Source organism: Spirillospora sp. CA-128828, from assembly GCF_050945415.1.
GTDB lineage: Bacteria > Actinomycetota > Actinomycetes > Streptosporangiales > Streptosporangiaceae > Spirillospora.
Genome location: NZ_CP191986.1, coordinates 3,957,487 through 3,979,440, shown reverse-complemented (window position 1 = coordinate 3,979,440; position 21,954 = coordinate 3,957,487). Strand labels below are relative to the sequence as shown.

Below are 21,954 nucleotides of genomic sequence, written 5' to 3'. Positions count from 1 at the left end.
TGGGCGGTCGCGGTCACGGTGAAACCTCCGGGACGGGGCGGCGGCGCCGCATCAGGACGAAGTCCCAGAAGCCCTGCCGGGCGTCGCGGGTGGCGCCGCGCGAGTAGTGGTGCTCGATGAACGACTGCCCGACGTAGAGGATCGAGGTGATCACCAGGTACCAGAGGCAGGCGACGAGCAGCAGCGGGATGGTCTGGAACGTCCGGTTGTAGATGGACTGGACGGTGTAGAGCAGGTCGGCGAGCGCGATCACGCTGACCAGCGAGGTGGCCTTCAGCATGTTGATGACCTGGCTGCCGGTCGGCGGGACGATGAACCGCATCGCCTGCGGCAGCACGATCCGCCGGAAGGTGCGGACGCCGCCCATGCCGAGCGCCTGCGCGGCCTCGGTCTGGCCGGGGTCGACGGCGAGCAGCCCGCCGCGGATGATCTCCGCCATGTAGGCGGCCTCGTTCAGGCCGAGCCCGAGGATGGCGGCGATGAGCGGGGTGATGAGGTGGTTGGTGTCGCCGTGCAGGAACTCCGGGCCGAACGGGACGCCGACCGACAGCCGGGGCAGCAGCGCCGACAGGTTGTACCAGAGGACGAGCTGCACCAGTACGGGCACGCCGCGGAAGAACCACACGTACAGGCCGCAGAAGGTGCGGAGGAGCGGGTTGTCCGACAGGCGGCCGACCGCGAGCAGGATGCCGCCCGCGATCCCGACCGCCATGGCGATGAGGGTCAGCTCGATCGTGATGGCGATGCCGTCGCCGATGATGGAGGCGTTCATGTAGCGCCCGACGACGTCCCACTGGAAGTTGTCGTTGGTCCACAGCAGATGGACGAACTGGGCGGCCAGCACGAGCACGACGAGCGAGGCGACCCACCGCAGCGGGTGCCGCACGTGCGCGGCGCCGGCCACGTCGACGTCGGAGACGGTGTCGCGAGGGTGCTCCTTGGTCATGGTCACGGCCGGTTCACCCCTCTCTGGGCGCCATGTTGACGCCCGGCTTGCCGAGCATGTTCGCGGTCAGGCCCCACTTGGTCATGACCTTCTTGTAGGTGCCGTTCTCCATCAGCTTCCGGAACCCTTCGAGAAGGACGTCCCGCAGCGGCGAGCCCTTGGCGACCACCGAGCCCTGGTAGAGGTCGCCGAACCCGTTGGGCTGGCCCGTCCCGGCGAGCTCCAGGTCGTCGCCCGACTGCTTCACGAAGTAGGTGAGCGGCGCCTGCGAGGAGAAGAACCCGTCAGCCCGGTGGGACCGGACGGCGAGGATCGCGGTCGGCTGGTCCTTGTACGACTGCACCTCGACGGCGGGCTTGCCCTCCTGGACGCACGTGGCCGACTGCTTCTTGACGACGTCCTCGGCCGACCCCCCGGCCATCACCGAGATCTTCGTCCCGCAGGTGTCGGCGATGGAGCCGATGTGCTTCGGGTTGCCCTTCGGGACGGCGAACACGACGAACTCGCGGACCCAGTCGACGAAGTCGTCGGCGGCCTCGCGGTCCGGGAAGTCGCCGACCGGGCCCATCGCGAAGTCGTACCGGTCCGCCTTGATCCCGGTGAGCAGGCTGGGCAGGCCGTCCACGGTGACGTGCTCGATCCGCACGCCGAGCAGCTGGCTGAGCGCGGTCGTCAGGTCGGCGGACGCGCCGCTCAGCGACCGGCCGTCCGACCCCGCGATCTCGTAGGGCGGGAACGACCCGTTGTTGACCGAGATCAGCTTGCCCGACGACTTGTTCTTCGCAGGCAGCCGGTCGTGCAGCCCGTGGTCGAGGGTCTGGCGGAGCTCGGCGGCGCCGACGCCCTGCGACGACTTGCCGTTCAGGATGCCCTCCGCCTCCGGCGGGTTGGCCCCGCAGGCGGCGACTCCCGCGAGCAGGCTCGCCGCCGACAGGGCGGCGAAAGCGCGTCTCATTCGGACTCCTTTACCGGGCGGATGGACGGGTCGACACGGAACCTGCGATTCGCCAGCACCGGCAGCCGGCGCCGGGCCTCCCCCAGCTCGCCGCGGTCGGCGATGGCCCAGAGCAGGCCGGGGCGGTCGGCCAGCCGGTCCCGGACGATCCCGAGCGGATCGACGACCATGCTCGATCCGATGTTGCGGCGGCCGCATTCGCCGGATGCCGCGACATAGCAGGTGTTCTCCAGTGCGCGGGCGGTGACCATCACTTCCCAGTGCCGCTCCTTCGCGGGGCCGCGCACCCAGGCGGCCGGCACGGCGAGCACGTCGGCGCCCGCGTCCACCAGCAGCCTGGCCATCTCCGGGAATCGTACGTCGTAGCAGGTCATCAGGCCGACCTGCCAGCCGGCGCAGTCGAGGACGACCGGCTCGCCGTCGCCGGGCGTCACCCGGTCCGACTCTCGCGCCCCGAACGCGTCGTACAGGTGGACCTTCCGGTAGACGGCGACGATCGCGCCGTCCCGGATCGCGACGAGGGTGTTGAACACCTTGCCGTCCCCGGCCGGTTCGTGGACCCCGGCGACGACCGTGGTGCGGGAGCCCTCGGTGTGGGCGCGCAGGCCGGTGACGAACGGGCCGTCCAGCGGCTGCGCCGCCTCGGCGATCCGCTCCGGCTCGTCGATGAACAGGGCGAGGGAGTCCTCGGGCAGCACCAGCAGGCCGGCGCCGCCCTCCACGGCCTCGTCGATCAGCGTCATGCAGGTCTTGAGGTTGGTCTGCCAGTCCTCGGTGGACGCGAACTGGCCCACGGCGATCCTCATCCGAAGAGCTCCTCAGCCTTGATCGGTCGGGGCGCGATGCCCTGCTCGTGCAGTTCTTCGCAGAAGGCGGCGGTCATGGCCGCGTTGGCCTCGGTCCCGTAGGGCATCCAGTCGGGGCCGAAGATCCGCGCCTGCGTCTCCAGCTCGTCCAGCAGCCAGGGCGTGGTGTCGGCGAGCAGCCGGCGCCGCTCCAGCCACGTCCGCTTGGACTCCTCGAAGGCGTCCTGGAGGGCTTCGGGGAGCCCGGGGTGCCGGTCCACGACCTCGCGTCTGAGGGCGAGGAGGTGGATCCCGGGGACGAACCCGGTCCGGCCGAAGTACGCCGTCTCGGCGGCGCGGTAGTCCGCGATCAGGTGGCGGAACCGGCCGCCGGCGGCGAACATCTCCGGCGGCATGAACGGCGTGAAGATCGCGTCGAACGTCCCGTCGGCGAGCCCGTCGGCGAGGGGCCGGTCCGCGACCCGGACGTTGGCGGGCAGCGGGCGGGCGCCGACGCGGTCCTTGCCGGTCTCGCCGGCCGCGAGCGGCCCGATCCGCCACTGGACGCCCGCCAGGTCGACGCCCTCGGCCCGCAGCAGCGCCCGCGTCCAGGTATTGCCGGAGTCGGGCCAGCCGGTGAGCCCGACGGTGGCGCCCGCGAGGTCCGCCGGCGAGGTGAGCGGGCTGTCCCGGCGGACGAGGACGCAGCGCTGCCGGAAGCCGCGCATCAGGAAGACGGGCAGGCCGACGAGCCGGTCGTCGCCGGCGGCGCGGGCCAGGGCGTACCGGCTGAACGACGTCTCGCCGCCGTCCAGGCCCGGTTCGGCGAGCACGTCCGGGGTGATGTCCCGGGTCTCGATCTCCAGAGCCGCCCCGCGGGCGCCGGCCCGGCCCGTCAGCAACGGGACGAGATGGTCCCAGTCCCGCACCGCCAGGCGTATCCGTGGAATCGGCACAGCGCTCCATTTCCGCAAGTGAGAGGGGGTTTCGCTCGCGCCGGAGCGCGACGGGTCCCGACTCTAGGCGGAGTTTGTAGCCAGTACAATGGTGGTTTTGTTACTGCACAAAAATCCCCTTGATCGACCCGGCGGAGGAACCGTGATCGACGCGGCATGGCTGGCCGACCGCATCGGCGACCGCACGTCCCGCGGCATCAGCGCCGCGATGACGAGCCTGATCCGCAGCGGGGAGATCCCGGCGGGCACCCGGCTGCCGACCGTCCGCGGCCTCGCGGCCGAGCTGGGGGTCAGCCCCGGCACGGTCGCCGACGCCTGGACGACCCTCCGCCGGCACCGTGTCGTCAGCGCCCAGCGGCGGCGCGGCACCGTGGTGATCGGCCCGCCGAACGTCCCGCACCCGGCCCGGTACGAGCGGATCGGCGAGTTCGGCACCCGGCTCGCGATCGACCTCGCCGTCGCCGCGCCCGACCCGGCCCTGCTGCCACCGCTGGACGCGGCGCTCGCGGCGGGCGCGCGGACCCCGAACCTGAACGACTACACCCGCGAGACGATCACGCCCGCGCTGCGCGCCGCGGTCGAGCCCGGCTGGCCGTTTCCGGCGCCCGGCCTGCTGACCGCCGGCGGCGGCTACGAGGGCGTCCAGCTCGTCTGCCGGACCGTCGCCGTTCCCGGCGACCGGATCGCGGTCGAGGACCCGACCGGCGCCCGCCTGCTGGACATCCTGGAGGCGCAGGGAGCCGAGATCGTCCCGGTCGCCTGCGACGCCGAGGGACCGATGCCGGACTCGCTCGCCGAGGCGCTGGCGTCCGGGCCCGCCGCGTTCGTCTACCAGCCGCGCGCCCAGACGCCCCGCGGGCACGCGCTGACCCCGGGCCGCGCGGCCGCCCTCGCCGCGCTCCTCGCCCCCGCGAACACCCTGGTGGTCGAGGACGACGGGACCGGCGAGGCGTCCACCTCACCCGCGGTCAGCGTCGGGACGCACCTGCCGGACCGGACCGTGCTCGTCCGCTCGTACTCCAAGTCGCACGGACCCGACCTGCGCATCGCCGTGATCGGCGGCGCGGCGGAGCCGGTCGAGCGGGTCCGGGTGCTGCGCAGCTTCGGAACGGGCTGGACGAGCCGCATCCTCCAGGACGCCCTCGCGCACCTGCTGGCCGACCCGTCCGCCGGCGAGATCGTCGCCCGGGCCCGGGCGACCTATGCCGAGCGCCGCGAGAGCCTGGCCACCGCGCTCGCCGAACGCGGCGTCGCGACGGGGAACCGCGACGGCCTGATGCTGTGGGTTCCGGTCGCGGACGAGTCCGAAGCCCTGGTCACGCTGGCCGCGCACGGCGTCGCCGCCGCGCCGGGGAGCCGCTACCAGATCGTCCCATCCGGCCCGCACCTGCGGATCGCGACGAGCCGCCTGCACGACACCCCGTTCCCACTCCCCGAACTGGCCGACCTCATCGCCCTGGCGGCGCGCCCTCGCTAGGGGACGAGCCCGGAAAGGTCGGCGGCGTGGTCCTGGAGGTATGCGCCAAGGGTGGCCGGGATGAGGTCGATCGGCGCCAGATCCGCGGACGTGCAGGGGACGAGGTCCACGTCGTAGCGGCCGTTCGCGGGGTCGTCGAACTCGGGGCCGTGCCGGCGGGACAGGTCCATCGTGAGCAGGCGGCAGACGTAGAAGGTGTTCAGGCGGTGCAGGTCGGGGTTCTGCTCGGCGCACGCGAAGACCTGCCGGACGGCCCCGGCGGTCGCGCCGAGCTCCTCGTCCAGCTCCCGGCGCAGCGCCGCCTCGGGCGACGCGTCGGCGGGCTCGATCTTGCCGCCGGGGGTCGTCCAGTAGACCGGACGGCCGGGCTTGGTGCGGCGCAGCAGGACCAGCGCGTCACCGTCCAGAAGAAGCGCGCGGACGCTCCGGCGGACCCTCATGAGTTCAGGTAGGCCAGGACGGCGAGGACGCGCCGGTGCCCGCCGTCCGCGGGCGGCAGGCCGAGCTTGGCGAAGACGGCGCCGATGTGCTTGCTCACCGACCGCTCGGTGACCACCAAGGCGGCCGCGATCGCGGCGTTGTCGAGCCCCTGCGCCATCAGCCCGAGGACCTCGTGCTCGCGCGGCGTGAGCGCCTCCAGCGGGTCGTGCCGGGACGTCATCAGCTGGGACACGACCTCGGGGTCGAGGGCGGTCCCCCCGGCGGCGACGCGGGCCAGCGCGTCCAGGAACTCGTCGACGCGGCCGACGCGGTCCTTGAGCAGGTAGCCGATGCCCGCGGCGCCGCCGGCGAGCAGTTCGGCGGCGTAGGTCTCCTCGACGTACTGCGACAGGACCAGCACCGGCAGCCCGGGCAGCCGTTTGCGCGCCTCGATCGCGGCGCGCAGCCCCTCGTCCCGGAACCCGGGCGGGAGCCGGACGTCGAGGACGGCGGCGTCCGGGCGGTGCTCCAGCAGGGCGGGCAGGACGTCCGCGCCGGTGGACGCGGCGGCGACCACCTCGTGGCCGCCCGCGTCCAGCAGCATGACCAGGCCCTCGCGGAGCAGGACGTTGTCCTCCGCGATCACGATCCGCACGGCAGGTCCACCTCGAGCGTCGTCCCTCTCCCGTCGGGGCTGTCGATGCGGGTCGTCCCGTCGAGCGCCGCCACCCGGCGGCGGATGCCCGCGAGGCCGCTGCCCCGGTCCGGGTCGGCCCCGCCCTTGCCATCATCCCGCACGCTGATCGTCAGGCGGGCGGGTTCGCGGCGGACGGTGACCCGTCCCTGCCGGGCGCCACTGTGCTTGGCGATGTTGGTGAGAGCCTCGGCGACCACGAAATAGGCGGCGGCCTCGACGGCGGCGGGCGCCCGGCCGTCCTCGACGTGCATCTCGACGGGGATCGGCTGCCCGGCGGCGAGCGCACGCAGCGCACCGGCCAGGCCACGGTCGGACAGGATCGGCGGGTAGATGCCGCGGATCACCGTCCGCAGCTGGGTGAGGGCCTCCTCGATGCCGTCCCTGGCCTCCAGGAACAGCGTCCGGGCAGCGTCCGGGTCGCCGTCGAAGCGGCGGTCGGCGAGCCCGAGCCGCAGCGCGGCGGCGACGAGCTGGGCCTGGGTCCCGTCGTGCAGGTCGCGTTCGATGCGGCGCAGCTCGGCGCCGTGCGCCTCCAGGGCCTCGGCGCGGGTCTCGGTGAGCTCCTCGACCCGTTCGGTGAGGCTGGTCCGGCGGGTGGGGCCCAGCAGGACCTCGGCGAGCCGGGCCTGCCAGCGGACGAGCCTCGGCACCAGCCACAGCAGGATGAGGAGGTCCATGGCGCCCTGCAGGAACGGCAGCGTCAGGGCCTTCGGCCAGCTGTCCAGCGTGACGAACGCCGACTGTGAGCCCTCGGGCGCGGCCCACCACCACAGGGGCAGCGAGAGCGTGAACGGGATGGCCGGCCACACCGCCACCGCGATCAGCGCAGCCTGCAGGCCGGTGAGTCCGTGCACCGCCATCCAGGCCGCGTCTCGCCAGGTGGCCGGTGAGCGCAGCAGGCGGCGCGCCTCGTCCAGGCCGTCTCCCCGGGACGGCCGGTACGGCTCGGGGATCTCGCGGCCGAGGACGCGGCCGGCCCGGCGCCGCTCGGCGTTCGCGAGCGCACGCAGCGGCTTCACGGCCGACGGCAGCCACGGCAGGGCGATGAGCAGCAGCACCAGGACGACCGTGAGCGGGACGAGCCCGGCCATCGCGGGCAGGCTCGTGCGCAGGGCGCGGACCAACTCCCCGGTCGCGTCCGCGCTGCGTCTCAATGCCCTTTTCATCTCACCTCGCAGCACACCGTAAAGGACGGCCGGGGGCGGCGCACCCGGGCGTTCACCCCGGCCTTTGGTGTAGCCCGCTACACCATCGATTCGGGAGTGCGGAGGCATGTGTCCGGCCCCGCCCCAGACCTAGGTTCGTCGAGGTGAGAGGCGGCATCCCGCGGAGGGGAATCATGACGACGATGACGGCCGAGGCCACTGTGCGGGCGACGGGCCCGGAGGCGGTCGGCCTCGACTCGGTCACCAGATCCTACGGCGAGGTCCGGGCGCTGGACGGCATCACCTGGACGTTCCCGCGCGGCGGGTTCACCGCGGTGATGGGCCCGTCCGGGTCGGGCAAGAGCACGTTCCTGCACTGCGCGTCCGGGCTCGACCGCCCGAGCGCGGGGACCGTCCGGATCGGCGGCGTCGACATCGGCCGGCTCAACGAGGCGAAGCGGACACGGCTGCGCCGGGAACGGATCGGGTTCGTGTTCCAGGCGTTCAACCTGATCCCGTCCATGGACGTCGAGCGGAACATCACGCTCCCGCTCCACCTCGGCGGCGTCGAGGCCGACCCGGCCTGGCTGGAGGAGGTCGTCCGTCGGGTCGGGCTCGCGGACCGGCTGCGGCGCCGCCCGTCCGAGCTGTCGGGCGGGCAGCAGCAGCGCGCGGCCCTGGCCCGCGCGCTGATCACCCGCCCCGAGGTCGTCTTCGCGGACGAGCCGACGGGGGCGCTCGACCCTCGCACGGCCCGCGACGTCCTGCGGATGCTGCGGGAGGTCGCCGACCTGACGGGCCAGACGATCGTGCTGGTCACGCATGACCCGATGGCCGCCGCGTGGGCCGACTCCGTGGTGTTCCTGAGCCGGGGCCGGATCGTGGACGAGCTGGCGGCCCCGACGGTGTCCGCCGTCATGTCCCGGTGGGAGACGCTGTGAGGACCAGAGGCGCGTCCGCGGGGATCTTCGTCGCGCTGGCGTTCGCGGCGACACTCGTCGGGGCGTGCGGGGTGCTGCTGGAGTCGGCGCTGCGGGCGCACGCGCCGGTCGAGCGGTTCGGCGCCGCCACGGCGGTCGTGACCGGGCCCCAGAGCGTCACCGGCAAGATGAAACGGCTCGGGGAGGAGCCGGAGGAACAGAGCCGGCCCCTGACCGGGCGCGCGGCCGTCCCGATCGCGACGGCCGCGAAGCTGCGCGCCGTGCCGGGCGTCCGGGACGTGGTCGCGGACGTGTCGTTCCCCGTGCTGCTCTCGTCGGGGCGGACGATGACGGGGCACGGCTGGGAGTCGGCCGCGCTTCGTCCCTACACGCTGAGCACGGGGCGTGCCCCGCAGGCACCGGACGAGGTCGTCCTGAGCCGCTCCTCGGGGGTTGCGCCCGGCGCGGTGGTCCGGATGCAGATCGACGGGACGCCCCGTCCCTACCGGGTCTCCGGCCTCGTCGCGGACGGTCCCGAATCGGTGTTCTTCACCACGGCGACGGCCGCCGCTCTCAACGGGAGCCCTGGCCGGGCGGACGCCCTCGCGGTGCTCGGCGACGCCGGCGCGGACGCGCTTCGCGAGGCCGCGCCCGGGCTCACCGTCGCGACCGGGGCGGCGCGCGGCGACGCGGAGGACCCGGCCGTCGCCGCCGCGCGTCCCGACATCGTGGAACTGGCCGCCTCGTTCGGCGGCGTCGCGGTGATGACCGCGCTCGTGGTGGTCGGCGGCCTGATCGTCCTGTCCGTGCGGGAACGGTCACGCGAACTGGCGCTGCTCCGCGCGGTCGGCGCGACGCCCGGGCAGGTGCGGGGACGCGTCGTGCGCGAGACGGTGCGGATCGCGGGTGCGGCCGCGCCCGCGGGCGGCCTCCTGTCCCTCGGCGCCGGTGCGGGGATGCACGCTTCGATGATCCGCAAGGGCGTCCTGCCGGACGGCTTCGGGCTGTCGCTCGGCCCGCTGCCGGCCCTGGCGGCGGTCGCGATCACGCTGCTCGCCGCGGCCGCGACCGCGTTCCTCGCCTCCCTCCGCGTGTCGCGCATCCGCCCGGTGGAGGCGCTGGGCGAGTCCGCGGCCGAGCCGGCGACGCTGCCCCGATGGCGCGTCATCACCGGTGCGGTGTTCCTCGTCATCGGCCTGAACGCCCTCGGTTTCTCGGCCGGAGCCACCGGCCCGGCCGCGAGCGCCTCGATCGGCGGGCTCGTCATCTCCCTGATCATCGCGACGGCGTTCCTCGGGCCGCTCGTGGCCCGGTGCGGGAACCGGGTGCTGGGCCGCGCGGCCCGGGCCGTCTCCCCGGTGTCCGGGCGGATGGCCCAGCACGCGGCGGGCGCCGCCGCCCTGCGCGCCGGGTCGCTGATCACTCCGGTCGCCCTGGCCGTCGCGTTCGCCGGCGTCCAGTTGTTCGCGCAGACCACCGTCGTGCACGCCACGCAGGTGCAGGCGCGGGACGGGAACCGCGCCGACCAGGTCGTCGTGGCGGCCGGGCCCGGCCTTCCGGCAGGTGTCGCGGGGGCGGTCCGCCGCGTCGCGGGCGTCACTGCGGCCACGCCGGTCAAGCGCACCACCGCCGTCATGGCGGTGAAGGAACTGGGCGAGAAGAACCTCCGCTCGCTGAACGGCAGCGGCATCGGCGCGGACGCCGCCGCGACCATGGACCCGGACGTCTCGTCCGGCCGGCTCGGCGACCTGCGCGGCGCGACCGTGGCCCTCAGCCGGGACGTCGCCGGCGGCCTCGGCACCGGGTCCACGGCGCGGCTGTGGCTCGGCGACGGGACGAGCGTCACGGCCCGCGTGGTGGCGATCTACGACCGGGGGCTCGGCTTCGGCGACGTGCTGCTCCCCCACGACCTCGTCGCCGCGCACTCGTCCTCGCCGCTGGACGACCGCGTCCTCGTCCGCGGGCAGGCGGACCTGCGCGCCGTCACCGCCGCCTACACCGGAACCCGGGTGCTCTCCCCGGAGGATTTCCAGGCGAACCTGTCGCAGGAGGTCAGGCTGCAGGGGTTCGTCAGCCGGCTGGTCGTGGCGGCGATCACCGGGTTCATCCTCATCGGGCTCGTCACCACGCTCGCACTGGCGACGGCGGCGCGCCGCCGTGAGTTCGCCCTGCTTCGGCTGGTCGGGGCCACCCGCCGGCAGGTGCTGCGGATGCTCCGGCTGGAGGCCGTGATCGTCCTCGGCACCGGCATCGCGGCCGGGGCCCTCATCGCGGCGGTGACGCTGCTGACGTTCGCCGCCGCCGTCACCGGACTCCCGCTGCCCTCGATCCCACCGCTCACCTGCGCGGCGGTCCTCGCCTGCGTGGCCGGTTCCGGCGCCGCCGCGATCCTGCTCCCCGCGCGGGCCGTGCTGCGCCCGCGCACCTCTCCCACCCTTTCCTGAAAGGCAGTAGCGACATGAGCAACTCCACCCGCTGGACGCTGGTCAGCATCCTCATCGCCGCCAACGTGATCTCCAACGTGGTCCTCGGCGACACCTGGGTCCAGATCACCGTCAGCGTCATCACCGGCGCCGCCGTCGTCGCGGTGCTGATCGACTATCTGCTCCGCGGCCGCCGGGAACCGTGACCCCGGTCGCCGGGCCGCCCGGGAAGGACGAACCGCACGGCTCGTCCCCCGGGCGGCCTCCTCGCCGTTACGATCGCCACTGGCATGCTCTGTACCGGAACGGCGTGAAATGGATGATGTGGAGGTCCGGCACCTGCCGGGCGACCTGCCGCAGCTGTTCGACGGCGGCGTCGACGACGACGCGGCCGGGCGGACGCTGTCGGTGCCGCTGCCCGACGGGGACCTGGTCTGGCCCGACCCCGGCTACCCGCAGCGGCAGCTCCTCCTGCGGCCCGCGCTGTGGCTGAGCGACGAGCCGGCCGGCGGGGACCTGTGGGCGAGGCTCCGCGCCGAGCACGCCCGGTCGGGCCTGTGGCCGCTGATGATGGACGAGACCGACCAGCCCTGGGCGGCCGGCCAGATCGCGCCGGAACCGGTCGCCGAGATCGGCAACTACCACCCCCACGCGTTCATGTACGAGGTGTGGGCCGACTGGGCGGAGCAGGCCGCCGACGAGGACCACCATGACCTCGCCCCCTACGGGCGGCACTGCCCCGGGCCCGCCCCCGCCGGCGTCCCGGTCGACGACCCCGACGCCATGGCCGACCGCTGCGCCCGCGTCCTCGGCGGCCGCGGCATGTCGCTCGGCCTGGTCGCGGTCGACCGCGGCGCCGACGCCCTCGCCGCCGTCGGCTGGCAGGGCGCCCTCAACCACAACGAGTGGACGGCGCCGCTCGCCGCCGTCCTGCGCAGCTGGGAGGACCGGTTCGGCGCCCGCGTCGTCGGGCTCGGCTTCAACACCCTGGAGCTCAGCGTCGCCGCACCGCCCGTCACCACCCGGCACGCCGTGCACGTCGCGGCCGAGCACTGGACGTTCTGCCCCGACATCCTCTTCCAGGGCCCGGGAACGCTCGCCGGCTACGCCGAGGAGATCCGCGGCAAGACCAACTGGTCATTCTGGTGGGACTGACCAGCAAAGCCAAAAACTGGTCATCGCAGATGAACGTCCAGGTCATCGAGGGCGGCGCGGCCGGTTTCGCCGGTTACGGTGGTGCGGGTGAGTACCGGGTGGCGCGGCCTGGACGAACGCCCCGAGTGACCGCGCGGCGGCAGCCCTCCTAGCCATCGCCGTCCGGTCCGGGGCACGGATGGGGGCTCGGCCATGACCGACGGATCAGCCGACGGACGGATCACGGAGTTGCTCCGCTCCTGGGAGGAGCCGGTGCTGGACCGCTGGATCGAACTGGTCGGCGGCAGCGTGCGCGGCCGGATCACCGAGCCCGAGCTCCGGTCGGAGCTGACCGAGCTGTACGGGCTGGTCCAGCGGGCCTTCGACGGCGACGACACCGCCGCCGGCGAGCTTAGGGCGGCGCTGGCGGAGATATCGCGCGCCCGGGCCCGGCACGGGTTCAGCCCGAGCGAGACCGCGATCGGCGTGTTCGCGCTGAAGCAGGCGCTCTACGAGCGGATCCGGACCACCCGGGACCAGCGGGCCTACAGTGACCTCATCGACTTCTCGGCCTACGTCGACGAGCTCGGGCTGGCGACGTTCGAGACCTACGCGGCCACCCGCGAACAGGTCATTGCGAACCAGGCCGAGGAGCTCATGGAGCTGTCCACGCCCGTGGTGAAGCTCTGGGACGGGATCCTCGGGGTGCCGCTGGTCGGCACCCTGGACTCGGCCCGCACCCAGGTCGTCATGGAGACGCTGCTGCAGACACTGGTGGACACCCGCTCCCGGTTCGCGGTGATCGACATCACCGGGGTGGCCGCCGTGGACACCGAGGTCGCCCAGCATCTGATGAAGACCGTGATGGCGGCCCGGCTGATGGGCACGCAGTGCGTGATCTCGGGGATACGGCCGCAGATCGCGCAGACGATCGTGACGCTCGGCATCGAGTTCGGCGACATCGTGACCAAGGCCTCGATGGCGGACGCGCTGGCCTACGCGCTCGACCGCAGCGGGGTGCGGGTGACCGGCGGGCCGGAGGACTGATGGAACGCGTGCCGATACTCAAGATCGGGAACGTCCTGCTCGTGTCGATCCAGGTCGACCTGCGGGACCAGACCGTGCTGGCGCTGCAGGAGGACCTTGCCGAGCGGATCGTCGGCACCGGCGCGCGCGGCGTGGTCATCGACATCACCGCGGTGGACATCGTCGACTCGTTCATCGGCCGCGCGTTCGCCACCGTCGCCGCCATGTCGCGGCTCATGGACGCCGAGACGGTGGTCGTCGGGATGCGGCCCGCGGTGGCGATCACGCTGGTCGAGCTCGGGCTGTCCCTGGGCGGGGTGCGCACCGCGCTGGACCTGGAGGAGGGCATGCGCCTGCTCGACGCGGGGACGGCCGAGGCCGTCCCAGCGCCGTCCGAGCCCGGCCCAGCGCCGTCCGAGGCCGGCTCCGCGCTGTCGGAGGCCGGCTCCGGCCTGGTGGACGGCCCGTGACGATCCCGCCCGGCGAGGAGGTAGCGATCACCTCGAACGACGACGTGGTCCGCGTCCGGCACGTGGTGCGGGCCGCCGCGGCGGCGGCGGGCCTGTCCCTGGTGGACCAGACGAAGCTCGTCACCGCGGCCAGCGAGCTGGCCCGCAACACCTTCGCCCACGGCGGCGGCGGCACGATGCGGGTGGAGCGGGCCACCGGCGAGCTGGGCCGGCGGGGGGTGCGCGTCGTCTTCACCGACGACGGTCCCGGCATCGCGGACGTGGAGCAGGCGCTCACCGAGGGCTGGTCGAGCGGGGCGGGCCTCGGCCTCGGCCTGTCGGGCGCGCGCCGGCTGAGCGACGAGTTCAGCCTGCGCAGCGAGACCGGGAAGGGCACCACGGTGACGGTGGCCAAATGGCTGCGCTGACCGGTGCCGGATGGACGACCGGCCCGCCCGCGGGCGAGTCGCTGTGGGTGCGGGTCGAGGACCCGAGCGCCGCGGCGGGCGTGCGCCGCCGGATCACCGTGCTCGCCGAGCGGCTCGGGTTCGGCGCGGACGGCCTCAGCCGGATCCACCTGGCCGCCACCGAGGCGGCGACGAACCTCGTCAAGCACGCCCGGCACGGCGAGATGCTGCTGCGCATCGTGCGGGACGGCGAGAGCGCCGCGCTGGAGTTCCTCTGCGTCGACCGCGGACCCGGCATCACCGACGTGCCGGTGTCGCGGATGGACGGCTACTCGACCAGCGGCACGCTCGGCCTCGGCCTGGGGGCCATCGAGCGGCTCGCCGACCAGAGCGGCCTGTGCTCGCGTCCCCGGGCCGGCACCGTGCTGTACGCGCGGTTCCGGCCGCGGGGCGCGCCCGCCGGTGCCGCCGGCCCGCCGTTCGCCGGGCTGACCCAGCCGATCGACGGCGAGGAGGAGTGCGGCGACGCCTTCACGGCGCGGCTCCTGGACGGCACCGTCTACGCGATGCTCTGCGACGGCCTCGGGCACGGACCGCTGGCCGCGCGCGCCGCGTGGGAGGCCGTGCGCGGGGCGCACGAGACGTCCCTGCCCGGCCGGCCCGCCGACGTCCTCGGGCACGTCCACCGGCGGATGGGCTCCACCCGCGGCGGCGCGGTCGCCGTCGCCGCCGTAGAGCCGGCCGCCGGGCGGGTGCGGTTCGCCGGGCTCGGGAACGTCGCCGGGTGGATCCTCGGGCCGGAGCGCCGGTACGGGATGGTCTCCGTTCCCGGGATCGCCGGCACGCACGACGGGCGGATCCGGGAACACTCCTACGATCTGCCGCCGGGAGCCGCGGTGGTACTGCACTCCGACGGGCTGACCAGCCGCTGGGACCTCACCGACCAGCTGGGCCCGCTCAGCCACGACCCGCTGCTGATCGCGGCGGCCCTGCTGCGCGACGCCGGAGTGCGTCACGACGACCGGTCGGTGCTCGCCGTCACGACGTCCGGGTGGAGGTGACCGGATGGCCGAGGAACTGCTCCGTATGGAGATCGTCGACGAGCAGGGCGTGTTCACCGTCCGGCAGGCGGGCCGGCAGGTGGCCGCCGCGGTCGGCCTCGATCATCAGAACCAGGTGCGCGTCGCCACCGCGCTCAGCGAGGCCGGGCGGGAGCTGCACGCCTCCTCCCCCAGGGTGTCGGTCACGTTCCGCCTCGACCGCGAGCGGCCCGCCGGCCTGGTGATCGAGCTCTTCCTCGTGCCGCGGATCGGCCGGGACCGGCCGGAGGCGGGCCGGGCCGCCACCCGGCTGATGAACCGGGTCGAGGAGGAGGAGACCGGCGGCGGGGTCCTCATCCGGCTCCGCAAGGATCTGCCCGGCGGGGCCGTGCCCGTCGGCGACGTGGAGCTGGAGGACCTGCGCTCCCGGCTCCAGCGGCTCAGGCCGGTTCCGGCGCTCGAAGAGCTCCGCACGCAGAACGCCGAACTGATGGCCGCGCTCGAGGACCTCCAGCTGCAGCAGGAGGAACTGCGGTCCCTCAACACCGAGCTGGAAGACACCAACCACGGCGTGATGGCCCTCTACAACGAGATCTCGGAGGAACTGGAGGAGACCAACCGGGGTGTGGTGGCGCTCTATGCGGAACTGGAGGAGAAGTCGGACCAGCTGCGCGAGGCGGGCGAGGGGAAGAACCGGTTCTGGGCGAACATAAGCCACGAGCTGCGCACCCCGGTCAACGGCATCATCGGGCTCACGAGGCTGCTGCTCGACCCCGCCGCGGCCCCCGTCACCCCCGAGCAGCGCCAGCAGATCTCCCTGATCGGTGACACCGGCGGCACCCTGCTGACGCTGGTGAACGAGCTGCTGGACATCGCCCGGGCCGAGCAGGGCCGGCTGGAGCCGCGCCTTGTGCCGGTGAACATCCCCTCGCTTCTGGAGGACCTCACGGAGCTGCTGACCCCGATGGCCGGGCAAGCCGGGCTGACGCTCACCGTGGAGGCCGCCACCGCACCGCCCGTCCTCGTCACCGACCCGGAGATGCTCTCCCGCATCCTGCGGAACCTGGTCGGGAACGGGCTGAAGTTCACCGCGGAGGGGGAGGTCCGGCTTCTTGCCCGGGAGACGCCCGCGCACACCGAATTCGTCGTCATCGACACCGGCGCCGGCATCACGCCCGCCGACCGGCAACGGGTCTTCGAGGAGTTCTACCGCGTGCCCGGCAGCGAGGCGCGCGGCACGGGCCTCGGCCTGCCCTACGCCCGGCGGCTCGCCCGCGCGCTCGGCGGCGACCTGTTCCTGGACAGCGTCGTCGGCAGGGGGACGACCGTGACACTGCGGCTGCCGCCGCACCGGACGCTCGCCGAGCTCGACCTGCGGCACGTCCTGATCGTGGACGACGACGAAGCGGCCCGCCGGAACCTGCACGGCCTGGTGGCGGAGGCCGTGCACCGGGTCGGCGAGGCCGCCGACGGCCGGGAGGCGCTGGCCGCGGTCGCGGCGGACCCACCCGACGTCGTGCTGCTGGACCTGCGCCTGCCCGACCTGGACGGGCTGGACGTCCTCACCGAGATGCCGCCCGGGATACCCGTCGTCCTGGTCACGGCGGTGGACGTGGGGGCTCTGCAGGATCCCCGCCTGGACCGCGCGGACGCGGTGCTGGCCAAGGACAGGATGAGCACCGAGACCCTGGCCGAGGCGGTACGCGCGGCCCTGACTCACAACACCGGGGCAAGGACATGACCGGCGGGCCGGTGTGCACGACGCTGGTGGTCGACGACAACGACACCAAGCGGTACATCATCGGCAGCTGGCTGCGCCGCGCGGGTCACACCGTGGTGGAGGCCGCCTCCGCGGCGGAGACCTGGCGGCGGCTCGCCGAGCACGAGATCGAGCTGGTGGTCCTGGACGTGCGGCTGCCGGACATGAGCGGGATCGAGGTCTGCGAGCGGATCAAGGCCGCGCCGGCCACCGGGTCGCTGCCCGTCATCCACATCTCCGCGCACGCCGTGGACGTCGCCGACCGTACGCACGGGCTGCGCCGGGGCGCCGACGCGTACATGACCGACCCGATCGACCCCGGCGAGTTCATCGCCACCGTCGAGGCCGTGCTGCGCTACTACCGGGCGCGGCGGCGGGCCGAGCGGATGGCCGGCCGGATGGCCGCGTTCACCCGCACCTCCCTGGAGATCAACGCGGCCGAGTCCCTGGAGGGGCTCGCGGCCGTCGCGGCGCGCGGCGCGCACGCCATCTTCGACACCCCGGCGGCGGTGTTCACCCAGACGCTGGAGGGGCGGGCCGTGCGGATCGTGGAACCGGGCACCGGGCCGGAGCACCGGGACAATCCACCCGGCCTGCTCGCCCGGCTGACCGAACTCGCCGGGCTCGGAGACGACACCGGGACCGACGTCACGCGGATCCCCGCGCGGCAGTGGCGGGAGTTGATGCCCGACACGGTGCTGGGCGAGGACGCCGTGCTCGTGGTGTCGCGGCTCAAGGCCGGCCGCCCGCCCGCCGGCATCGCGATCGAGGCACGCGGCGTGCCCTCGGAGGGCGACATCGACCTGCTGCGACAGCTCGGGCAGACGCTGGCCCTCGCGATGGAGGCGCTCAGGTCCTACACCGAGGAGCACACGATCTCGCTCACCATCCAGCGCAGCCTTCTCCCCGAGTCGCCGCCCTCGGTGCCCGGCTGGGGGCTCGCGGTCCGCTACGAGCCGGCCGGCGACCAGGCGGAGGTCGGCGGCGACTTCTACGAGGTCCTCGACCGGGGCGAGCGGGTGCTGGTGGCCATCGGGGACGTGCAGGGCCACTCGCTGCGCGCCGCCACGGTGATGGCGGAGATCCGGCACGCGCTGCGGGCGTTCGCCGCCGAGGGCCACGACCCGGTCACCATCCTCCGGCTGCTGAACGACGTGATGGAGCGCTACCACGACGACCAGACCGCGACGATGTGCCTGCTGACACTGGACCCCCGCAGCGGCGCCGCGCAGATCGCGAACGCCGGGCACATCCCGCCGCTGCACATCGCCGGCGGCCGGGCCAGCTACGGCGCGGGCGGCGGCCTGCTGCTCGGCTTCCCGGCGGGCGGCGTGGAGGTCGAGGAGACCGAGGTGCCGCCCGGCGGCACCGTCGTGCTGCTCACCGACGGGCTGATCGAGGAGCGCGGCATCCCGCTCACCGACAACCTGGAGCGGCTGCGGACCGTGGCGGCGAACGTGGAGGACGACCTCGAACGCTTCAGCGACCGCGTCCTCGCCGAGTTCGGGCACCGGGAGGACGACGTCGCCCTTATCGTCCTCCGCCGCGACGAGGTCGCCCTCGGCGCCTGACGGGTCGCGCGACCGCGACGGCCGGGAGCACCCGCCCGCTTCACCGCCCGGGGTTCAGGGAAGGTCCTGCTCGCACCAGACGACCTTGCCGCTCTTGGTGCGGCGGACGCCCCAGCGCTGCGCCAGCCGTCCCACGACGTGCAGGCCCCGGCCCGACTCGATCGCCTCGTCCTCCTCATCGTGGTGGTGGATCCGGGGCCGCCCGTCCGAGGAGTCGAACACCTCGCAGACCAGGCCGCCCTCCCGCACCAGCCGCAGCCCGATCCGGCCGCCCGCATGCCGGATCGCGTTGGTGACCAGCTCGGACGCCAGCAGGGTGGTGGTGTGGGTCATGTCGTCCAGGCCCCAGCGGGCGAGCCGGTCGCGGATGAGGCCGCGGGCCCTGCGGACGGCGGCGGGCTCGGCGGGCAGCTCCCACGAGGCGTGCCGGTCGGCCGGGATGCGCGCCAGCCGCGCCACGAGCATCGCGATGTCGTCGCGGTGCTGGTCGTCGTAGATGCCGTCGAGCGCCGCCTGGCACAGGTCCTCCAGCGGGCGGGCGGCGGCGCCCGGCCCGAAGGTGGCCTGCAGCCGGGCCAGCCCGTCGTCGATGTCGCGGGCCCGGTTCTCCACCAGGCCGTCGGTGTACAGGAACAGCAGCGTCCCGTCCTCGACGGTGAACTCGCGGCTGACGATCGGGCCGTCGCCGCCGACGCCGAGCGGCGGCGCGGGCGGCACCGGCAGGTACTCCGAGGCCGCGCCGGGCGGGGCGAGCAGCGGCGGAAGGTGCCCGGCGCTGGCGACCTCGCACCGGCCGCTCACCGCGTCGTAGACGACGTAGGCGCAGGTGGCGAAGTGCGGCTCGCGTTCGCCGAGCGTCCTCATCAGCGAGTCGAGCCGTTCGAGGGCCTCGGCCGGCGGCAGCTCCAGCCCGGCGAGGGTGTGGATCGCGGTGCGGAGCCGCCCCATGGTGACGGCGGCCTTGACACCGTGCCCGGCGACGTCCCCGACCACGAGGGCGACCCTGGCGCCGGGCAGCGCGATCGACTCGTACCAGTCGCCGCCGACCTCGATCAGCCGGCTGCCCGGCAGGTACCGGTGGTGGACCTCCACCGGCGACGGCGCCGACAGCCCGGTCGGCAGCAGGCTGCGCTGCAGGGTCAGCGCGGTCGCCCGTTCCCGCGAGTACTGCCGGGCGCTCTCGATGAAGATGGACGCCCGGCTCGCGAACTCCATCCCGATCTCGACGTCGTAGGCGTCGAACGGCCGGTGCGCGGCGTTGCGCGTGCAGACGAAGATGCCGAGGACGCCAGCCGCCGAGGTGATCGGGAGCAGCAGCATCGACGCGCCCCTGAGCAGTTCGGCGACCGGCGGCCGGCGCCACGCGGCGGCGAGCCTGGCCGCTCCCTCGGCGCCGAGGGAGCGCAGGATCGGCTCGCCCGACTCCAGGCACAGCACGTGCGGCGTCCCGTCCGGGTAGACGAGCGACTCGCCGGTCGGAAACGTCGCGTCCCAGGCCGGGTCCTGGTCGTCGAACCCGATCGCCATCCGGCGCAGCTGCGGGCCGTCCGGGCCCGCCGGCGCCTCGTCGGCGTCGATGTGGCTCTCCAGCAGCATCAGCGCCCCGGAATTGCAGAAGTGCGGGACGAGCACGTCCATCAGGCCGCGCGCCAGCATCTCCAGGTCGAGGGTGGAGCCGATCCGGGGGAGCGCGTCGTCCAGCAGCGCCCGGCGGATGACGGCCGGGTCGACGAACCGGTCCGCGAGCGGCACCGGAACGCGGACCACGGCGAGCGCCGCGATGTCGGGCACGCCGCCGCCCATCGGGTGGACGGTCACGACCGCGTCGAGCGTCCCGCCCGCCTGGGTCTCCACGGCGAGCATCGCGGTGCGCTCCCGCCCGGCCCTCAGCGCCTCCAGCAGCGGCTCCTTCGCGCCGGGGATCACCTCGTCCAGATGGGCGCCCAGCAGGTCGTCCGCATTCAGAGAGAGAACGGCGGTGGCGTTCCGGTCGAACTGGAGAATTCTCCCCGACGAATCCATGCCGAGAATGAGAATTCGGGTGGACGACTCCATCGCTCGATTATGGGACATGACGCGCCCCGATGAGACCGATACGGGAGGGGAATCGACCCCTTACCGATGTGCGTGGGTCTGGTCCAGGAACTGCCGCCAGGTCCGCTTCCCCGCCCCATGGTCCGGGGTCAGGTGGTGACCTTCGCGGAACCCGCGGGCGGCGGCTCCGGGAAGCGGGATCGGCACCCGGACGGGACGCCGCAGGCCCCGCGCCTTCAAGTAGTCCCGCATCATCTCCTCGGCCGTGAGCACCTCCGGCCCGCCGATGTCCTCGACCCGCCGCGCGGGCCCGGCGGCGAGCGCCAGTTCCGCGAGCCGTTCCGCGACCTCACCGACGTCGATCGGCTGGTCGCGCAGGCCTTTCGGCAGCGCCATCACACCGGGGATCTTGGTGAGCATGTTGAAGACCGTGTCCGGCAGCGTGTGGAACTGCGTGGCCCGCAGGATCGTGTACGGGAGGCCCGAGTCCTCGATCAGCTTCTCCACCGCGTACTTCGTCCGGTAATAGCGATAAGGGATCTTGTCAACACCGACGATCGAGATGTAGATCAGGTGCGGGGCGCCCTGTCCGCGCGCCGCCTCGATCAGCCGCTCCGCGGCGGGCAGGTCCCGTTTGGCGCGGAACGGATCGCTGGCGCAGTGCACGATCGTCTCCACGCCGTCCAGTGCCGCGTCGATCCCCTCACCGGTCGAGAGGTCGCCCTTGTGCCAGGTCACCCCGTCCTGCGGTGCCCTCGCCCGGCGGCTGAGCCCGTGCACGTCCGCCCCGCTCTCGGCCAGCAGGCGGGTGAGGGGCCGGCCCAGCGTGCCGCTCGCCCCGGTCACGAGAATCATGGATCGCTCCTTCGTCGGCTGTCGGGACCGCCGTCCGTCACTCGGACGGGGCGGCCCCCGCGAAATGTGACACGTCCGTTCGGCGGGGCTTCAGGACCTCCCGAAGACCTGCGGTGGCGGGACCGGCGTGACGATCTCCTCGCCGTCGCGCAGCGGCGCGGCCCCGGCGCAGAACGCGGCGAGGTCGCCGCCCTCCATCAGCCGGGCCCGGACGATGCCGCCCGCGGCGCGGCGCGTCAGCTCCGCCACCGGGAGCGGCTCCCGGGACGCGGCCACGATCAGGTTGCCGAACCGGCGGCCGCGCAGCACACCCGGGTCGCCCATCAGCAGCGCGTGCCGGAACACCGACCGGACCGTCGCGGTCACCCGGCGGGCGAACGGCAGCCGGAAGCCGTCGGCGACGTTGGCGAGGTAGACGCCGCGGGGGCGCAGCACCCGCGCGGCGTCCAGCACGAACTCGCGGGTCGCGAGCTCCGGCGGCATCGACGCCCCGGCGAACGCGTCCATCACCACCAGGTCGTCGGCCTCGTCCGCGAGCGCCGCGACGCCCCGGCGCCCGTCGGTGATCCGGATGCGCAGGCCGGGGACGCCCTTGACCGGCAGCTGCTCCCGGACGAGCTGCACCAGCTCGGCGTCCGGCTCCAGGACGACCTGCCGCGACCCCGGCCGCGTCGCGGCGATGTAGCGGGGCAGGGTGCAGCCGGCGCCGCCGACGTGGACCGCGTCGAACGCCTCTCCGTCGAGCCCGAGGGAGTCGACGACGTCGCCCATCAGCCGCATGTACTCGAAGTCGAGGTAGGTGGGGTCGGACAGGTCCACGTATGACTGCGGCACGCCGTCGACGAGCAGCATCCAGCCGCCGTCGCGGTCGGCGTCGCGCAGCAGCTCGGCCTCCCCGCCGGCGATCCTGTAGGTCCGCGGCCGGGGACCGTGCCTGCCCTTGCGTGCCATGGCC

Annotated in this window: 21 protein-coding genes; 11 read left to right on the top strand and 10 right to left on the bottom strand. The window is 73.8% G+C overall.

The window, feature by feature from the left end:
- Nucleotides 1-13: 13 nt before the first annotated feature.
- From ACQPXG_RS19595 to ACQPXG_RS19580, 4 genes are read right to left on the bottom strand one after another with little or no spacing between them, the layout of a single operon-like run.
- Nucleotides 14-946: an amino acid ABC transporter permease gene (locus ACQPXG_RS19595; RefSeq protein WP_433470000.1), complete on the bottom strand. Its 933-nt coding sequence runs from the start codon at nucleotides 944-946 to the stop codon at nucleotides 14-16.
- Between the two features lie 13 nt (nucleotides 947-959).
- Nucleotides 960-1,901 carry an ABC transporter substrate-binding protein gene (locus tag ACQPXG_RS19590; protein WP_433469138.1) on the bottom strand — a complete coding sequence of 314 codons (942 nt, stop codon included), beginning with the start codon at nucleotides 1,899-1,901 and terminating at the stop codon, nucleotides 960-962.
- Nucleotides 1,898-2,707, bottom strand: coding sequence for a nitrilase-related carbon-nitrogen hydrolase (locus ACQPXG_RS19585; protein WP_433469137.1), 810 nt, complete (start codon nucleotides 2,705-2,707; stop codon nucleotides 1,898-1,900). The genes ACQPXG_RS19590 and ACQPXG_RS19585 overlap by 4 nt, the downstream gene beginning before the upstream one ends.
- The gene (locus ACQPXG_RS19580) at nucleotides 2,704-3,642 is read right to left on the bottom strand and encodes a hypothetical protein (protein ID WP_433469136.1); all 939 of its coding nucleotides are present in this window, start codon (nucleotides 3,640-3,642) and stop codon (nucleotides 2,704-2,706) included. The genes ACQPXG_RS19585 and ACQPXG_RS19580 overlap by 4 nt, the downstream gene beginning before the upstream one ends.
- 142 nt (nucleotides 3,643-3,784) lie before the next feature.
- Between ACQPXG_RS19580 and ACQPXG_RS19575 the strand changes: the two genes are divergently transcribed.
- On the top strand, nucleotides 3,785-5,119 hold the full coding sequence (locus ACQPXG_RS19575; RefSeq protein WP_433469135.1) for an aminotransferase class I/II-fold pyridoxal phosphate-dependent enzyme: 1,335 nt from the start codon (nucleotides 3,785-3,787) through the stop codon (nucleotides 5,117-5,119).
- Here the strand turns inward: ACQPXG_RS19575 and ACQPXG_RS19570 are convergent.
- Genes ACQPXG_RS19570 through ACQPXG_RS19560 form a run of 3 tightly spaced genes read right to left on the bottom strand, consistent with a single transcriptional unit; the run spans nucleotide 5,116 to nucleotide 7,390 of the window.
- Nucleotides 5,116-5,559: an NUDIX hydrolase gene (locus tag ACQPXG_RS19570; protein WP_433469134.1), complete on the bottom strand. Its 444-nt coding sequence runs from the start codon at nucleotides 5,557-5,559 to the stop codon at nucleotides 5,116-5,118. The two genes, ACQPXG_RS19575 and ACQPXG_RS19570, sit on opposite strands and share 4 nt — an antisense overlap.
- On the bottom strand, nucleotides 5,556-6,194 hold the full coding sequence (locus tag ACQPXG_RS19565; protein WP_433469133.1) for a response regulator transcription factor: 639 nt from the start codon (nucleotides 6,192-6,194) through the stop codon (nucleotides 5,556-5,558). Before ACQPXG_RS19565 ends, ACQPXG_RS19570 begins: the two co-directional genes overlap by 4 nt.
- A complete protein-coding gene (locus tag ACQPXG_RS19560; protein WP_433469132.1) occupies nucleotides 6,182-7,390 on the bottom strand; it encodes a sensor histidine kinase in 1,209 nt (402 codons plus the stop codon). Before ACQPXG_RS19560 ends, ACQPXG_RS19565 begins: the two co-directional genes overlap by 13 nt.
- A 185-nt stretch (nucleotides 7,391-7,575) precedes the next feature.
- Between ACQPXG_RS19560 and ACQPXG_RS19555 the strand changes: the two genes are divergently transcribed.
- The 10 genes from ACQPXG_RS19555 (at nucleotide 7,576) to ACQPXG_RS19510 (ending at nucleotide 18,110) form a co-directional block, all read left to right on the top strand.
- Nucleotides 7,576-8,322 carry an ABC transporter ATP-binding protein gene (locus tag ACQPXG_RS19555; protein ID WP_433469131.1) on the top strand — a complete coding sequence of 249 codons (747 nt, stop codon included), beginning with the start codon at nucleotides 7,576-7,578 and terminating at the stop codon, nucleotides 8,320-8,322.
- Complete coding sequence (locus tag ACQPXG_RS19550; RefSeq protein ID WP_433469130.1) at nucleotides 8,319-10,745, top strand: FtsX-like permease family protein; 2,427 nt, start codon at nucleotides 8,319-8,321, stop codon at nucleotides 10,743-10,745. Before ACQPXG_RS19555 ends, ACQPXG_RS19550 begins: the two co-directional genes overlap by 4 nt.
- Nucleotides 10,746-10,759: 14 nt before the next feature.
- The gene (locus tag ACQPXG_RS19545; protein ID WP_433469129.1) at nucleotides 10,760-10,930 is read left to right on the top strand and encodes a hypothetical protein; all 171 of its coding nucleotides are present in this window, start codon (nucleotides 10,760-10,762) and stop codon (nucleotides 10,928-10,930) included.
- Nucleotides 10,931-11,039: 109 nt separating this feature from the next.
- On the top strand, nucleotides 11,040-11,879 hold the full coding sequence (locus ACQPXG_RS19540) for a DUF4253 domain-containing protein (RefSeq protein ID WP_433469128.1): 840 nt from the start codon (nucleotides 11,040-11,042) through the stop codon (nucleotides 11,877-11,879).
- Nucleotides 11,880-12,071: 192 nt separating this feature from the next.
- The gene (locus tag ACQPXG_RS19535; protein ID WP_433469127.1) at nucleotides 12,072-12,905 is read left to right on the top strand and encodes an STAS domain-containing protein; all 834 of its coding nucleotides are present in this window, start codon (nucleotides 12,072-12,074) and stop codon (nucleotides 12,903-12,905) included.
- Nucleotides 12,905-13,354, top strand: coding sequence for an STAS domain-containing protein (locus ACQPXG_RS19530; RefSeq protein WP_433469126.1), 450 nt, complete (start codon nucleotides 12,905-12,907; stop codon nucleotides 13,352-13,354). Before ACQPXG_RS19535 ends, ACQPXG_RS19530 begins: the two co-directional genes overlap by 1 nt.
- A 2-nt stretch (nucleotides 13,355-13,356) precedes the next feature.
- Nucleotides 13,357-13,761, top strand: coding sequence for an ATP-binding protein (locus ACQPXG_RS19525; protein ID WP_433469999.1), 405 nt, complete (start codon nucleotides 13,357-13,359; stop codon nucleotides 13,759-13,761).
- The gene (locus ACQPXG_RS19520) at nucleotides 13,749-14,801 is read left to right on the top strand and encodes an ATP-binding protein (RefSeq protein ID WP_433469125.1); all 1,053 of its coding nucleotides are present in this window, start codon (nucleotides 13,749-13,751) and stop codon (nucleotides 14,799-14,801) included. Before ACQPXG_RS19525 ends, ACQPXG_RS19520 begins: the two co-directional genes overlap by 13 nt.
- A 4-nt stretch (nucleotides 14,802-14,805) precedes the next feature.
- Nucleotides 14,806-16,521: an ATP-binding protein gene (locus ACQPXG_RS19515; protein WP_433469124.1), complete on the top strand. Its 1,716-nt coding sequence runs from the start codon at nucleotides 14,806-14,808 to the stop codon at nucleotides 16,519-16,521.
- Nucleotides 16,518-18,110 (top strand): SpoIIE family protein phosphatase, encoded by a 1,593-nt coding sequence (locus ACQPXG_RS19510; RefSeq protein ID WP_433469123.1) that lies wholly within the window; start codon nucleotides 16,518-16,520, stop codon nucleotides 18,108-18,110. The genes ACQPXG_RS19515 and ACQPXG_RS19510 overlap by 4 nt, the downstream gene beginning before the upstream one ends.
- 54 nt (nucleotides 18,111-18,164) lie before the next feature.
- Here the strand turns inward: ACQPXG_RS19510 and ACQPXG_RS19505 are convergent, their stop codons facing one another.
- The 3 genes from ACQPXG_RS19505 to ACQPXG_RS19495 all read right to left on the bottom strand — a co-directional run bounded on the left by ACQPXG_RS19505 (nucleotide 18,165) and on the right by ACQPXG_RS19495 (nucleotide 21,950).
- Nucleotides 18,165-20,165: a SpoIIE family protein phosphatase gene (locus tag ACQPXG_RS19505; RefSeq protein ID WP_433469122.1), complete on the bottom strand. Its 2,001-nt coding sequence runs from the start codon at nucleotides 20,163-20,165 to the stop codon at nucleotides 18,165-18,167.
- A 60-nt stretch (nucleotides 20,166-20,225) separates the two neighbouring features.
- A complete protein-coding gene (locus tag ACQPXG_RS19500) occupies nucleotides 20,226-20,999 on the bottom strand; it encodes an SDR family oxidoreductase (RefSeq protein ID WP_433469121.1) in 774 nt (257 codons plus the stop codon).
- 90 nt (nucleotides 21,000-21,089) lie between these two features.
- Nucleotides 21,090-21,950: a spermidine synthase gene (locus ACQPXG_RS19495; RefSeq protein ID WP_433469120.1), complete on the bottom strand. Its 861-nt coding sequence runs from the start codon at nucleotides 21,948-21,950 to the stop codon at nucleotides 21,090-21,092.
- Between the last annotated feature and the right edge of the window lie 4 nt (nucleotides 21,951-21,954).

Excerpts from the sequence above, each read along its gene's own strand:
- ACQPXG_RS19595 (WP_433470000.1), bottom strand. The coding sequence starts at position 946 with ATGACCAAGGAGCACCCTCGCGACACCGTCTCCGACGTCGACGTGGCC.
- ACQPXG_RS19500 (WP_433469121.1), bottom strand. The coding sequence starts at position 20,999 with ATGATTCTCGTGACCGGGGCGAGCGGCACGCTGGGCCGGCCCCTCACC.
- ACQPXG_RS19545 (WP_433469129.1), top strand. The coding sequence starts at position 10,760 with ATGAGCAACTCCACCCGCTGGACGCTGGTCAGCATCCTCATCGCCGCC.
- ACQPXG_RS19555 (WP_433469131.1), top strand. The coding sequence starts at position 7,576 with ATGACGACGATGACGGCCGAGGCCACTGTGCGGGCGACGGGCCCGGAG.
- ACQPXG_RS19495 (WP_433469120.1), bottom strand. The coding sequence starts at position 21,950 with ATGGCACGCAAGGGCAGGCACGGTCCCCGGCCGCGGACCTACAGGATC.
- ACQPXG_RS19570 (WP_433469134.1), bottom strand. The coding sequence starts at position 5,559 with ATGAGGGTCCGCCGGAGCGTCCGCGCGCTTCTTCTGGACGGTGACGCG.
- ACQPXG_RS19520 (WP_433469125.1), top strand. The coding sequence starts at position 13,749 with ATGGCTGCGCTGACCGGTGCCGGATGGACGACCGGCCCGCCCGCGGGC.
- ACQPXG_RS19510 (WP_433469123.1), top strand. The coding sequence starts at position 16,518 with ATGACCGGCGGGCCGGTGTGCACGACGCTGGTGGTCGACGACAACGAC.
- ACQPXG_RS19530 (WP_433469126.1), top strand. The coding sequence starts at position 12,905 with ATGGAACGCGTGCCGATACTCAAGATCGGGAACGTCCTGCTCGTGTCG.
- ACQPXG_RS19505 (WP_433469122.1), bottom strand. The coding sequence starts at position 20,165 with ATGGAGTCGTCCACCCGAATTCTCATTCTCGGCATGGATTCGTCGGGG.
- ACQPXG_RS19590 (WP_433469138.1), bottom strand. The coding sequence starts at position 1,901 with ATGAGACGCGCTTTCGCCGCCCTGTCGGCGGCGAGCCTGCTCGCGGGA.
- ACQPXG_RS19535 (WP_433469127.1), top strand. The coding sequence starts at position 12,072 with ATGACCGACGGATCAGCCGACGGACGGATCACGGAGTTGCTCCGCTCC.
- ACQPXG_RS19585 (WP_433469137.1), bottom strand. The coding sequence starts at position 2,707 with ATGAGGATCGCCGTGGGCCAGTTCGCGTCCACCGAGGACTGGCAGACC.
- ACQPXG_RS19540 (WP_433469128.1), top strand. The coding sequence starts at position 11,040 with ATGGATGATGTGGAGGTCCGGCACCTGCCGGGCGACCTGCCGCAGCTG.
- ACQPXG_RS19515 (WP_433469124.1), top strand. The coding sequence starts at position 14,806 with ATGGCCGAGGAACTGCTCCGTATGGAGATCGTCGACGAGCAGGGCGTG.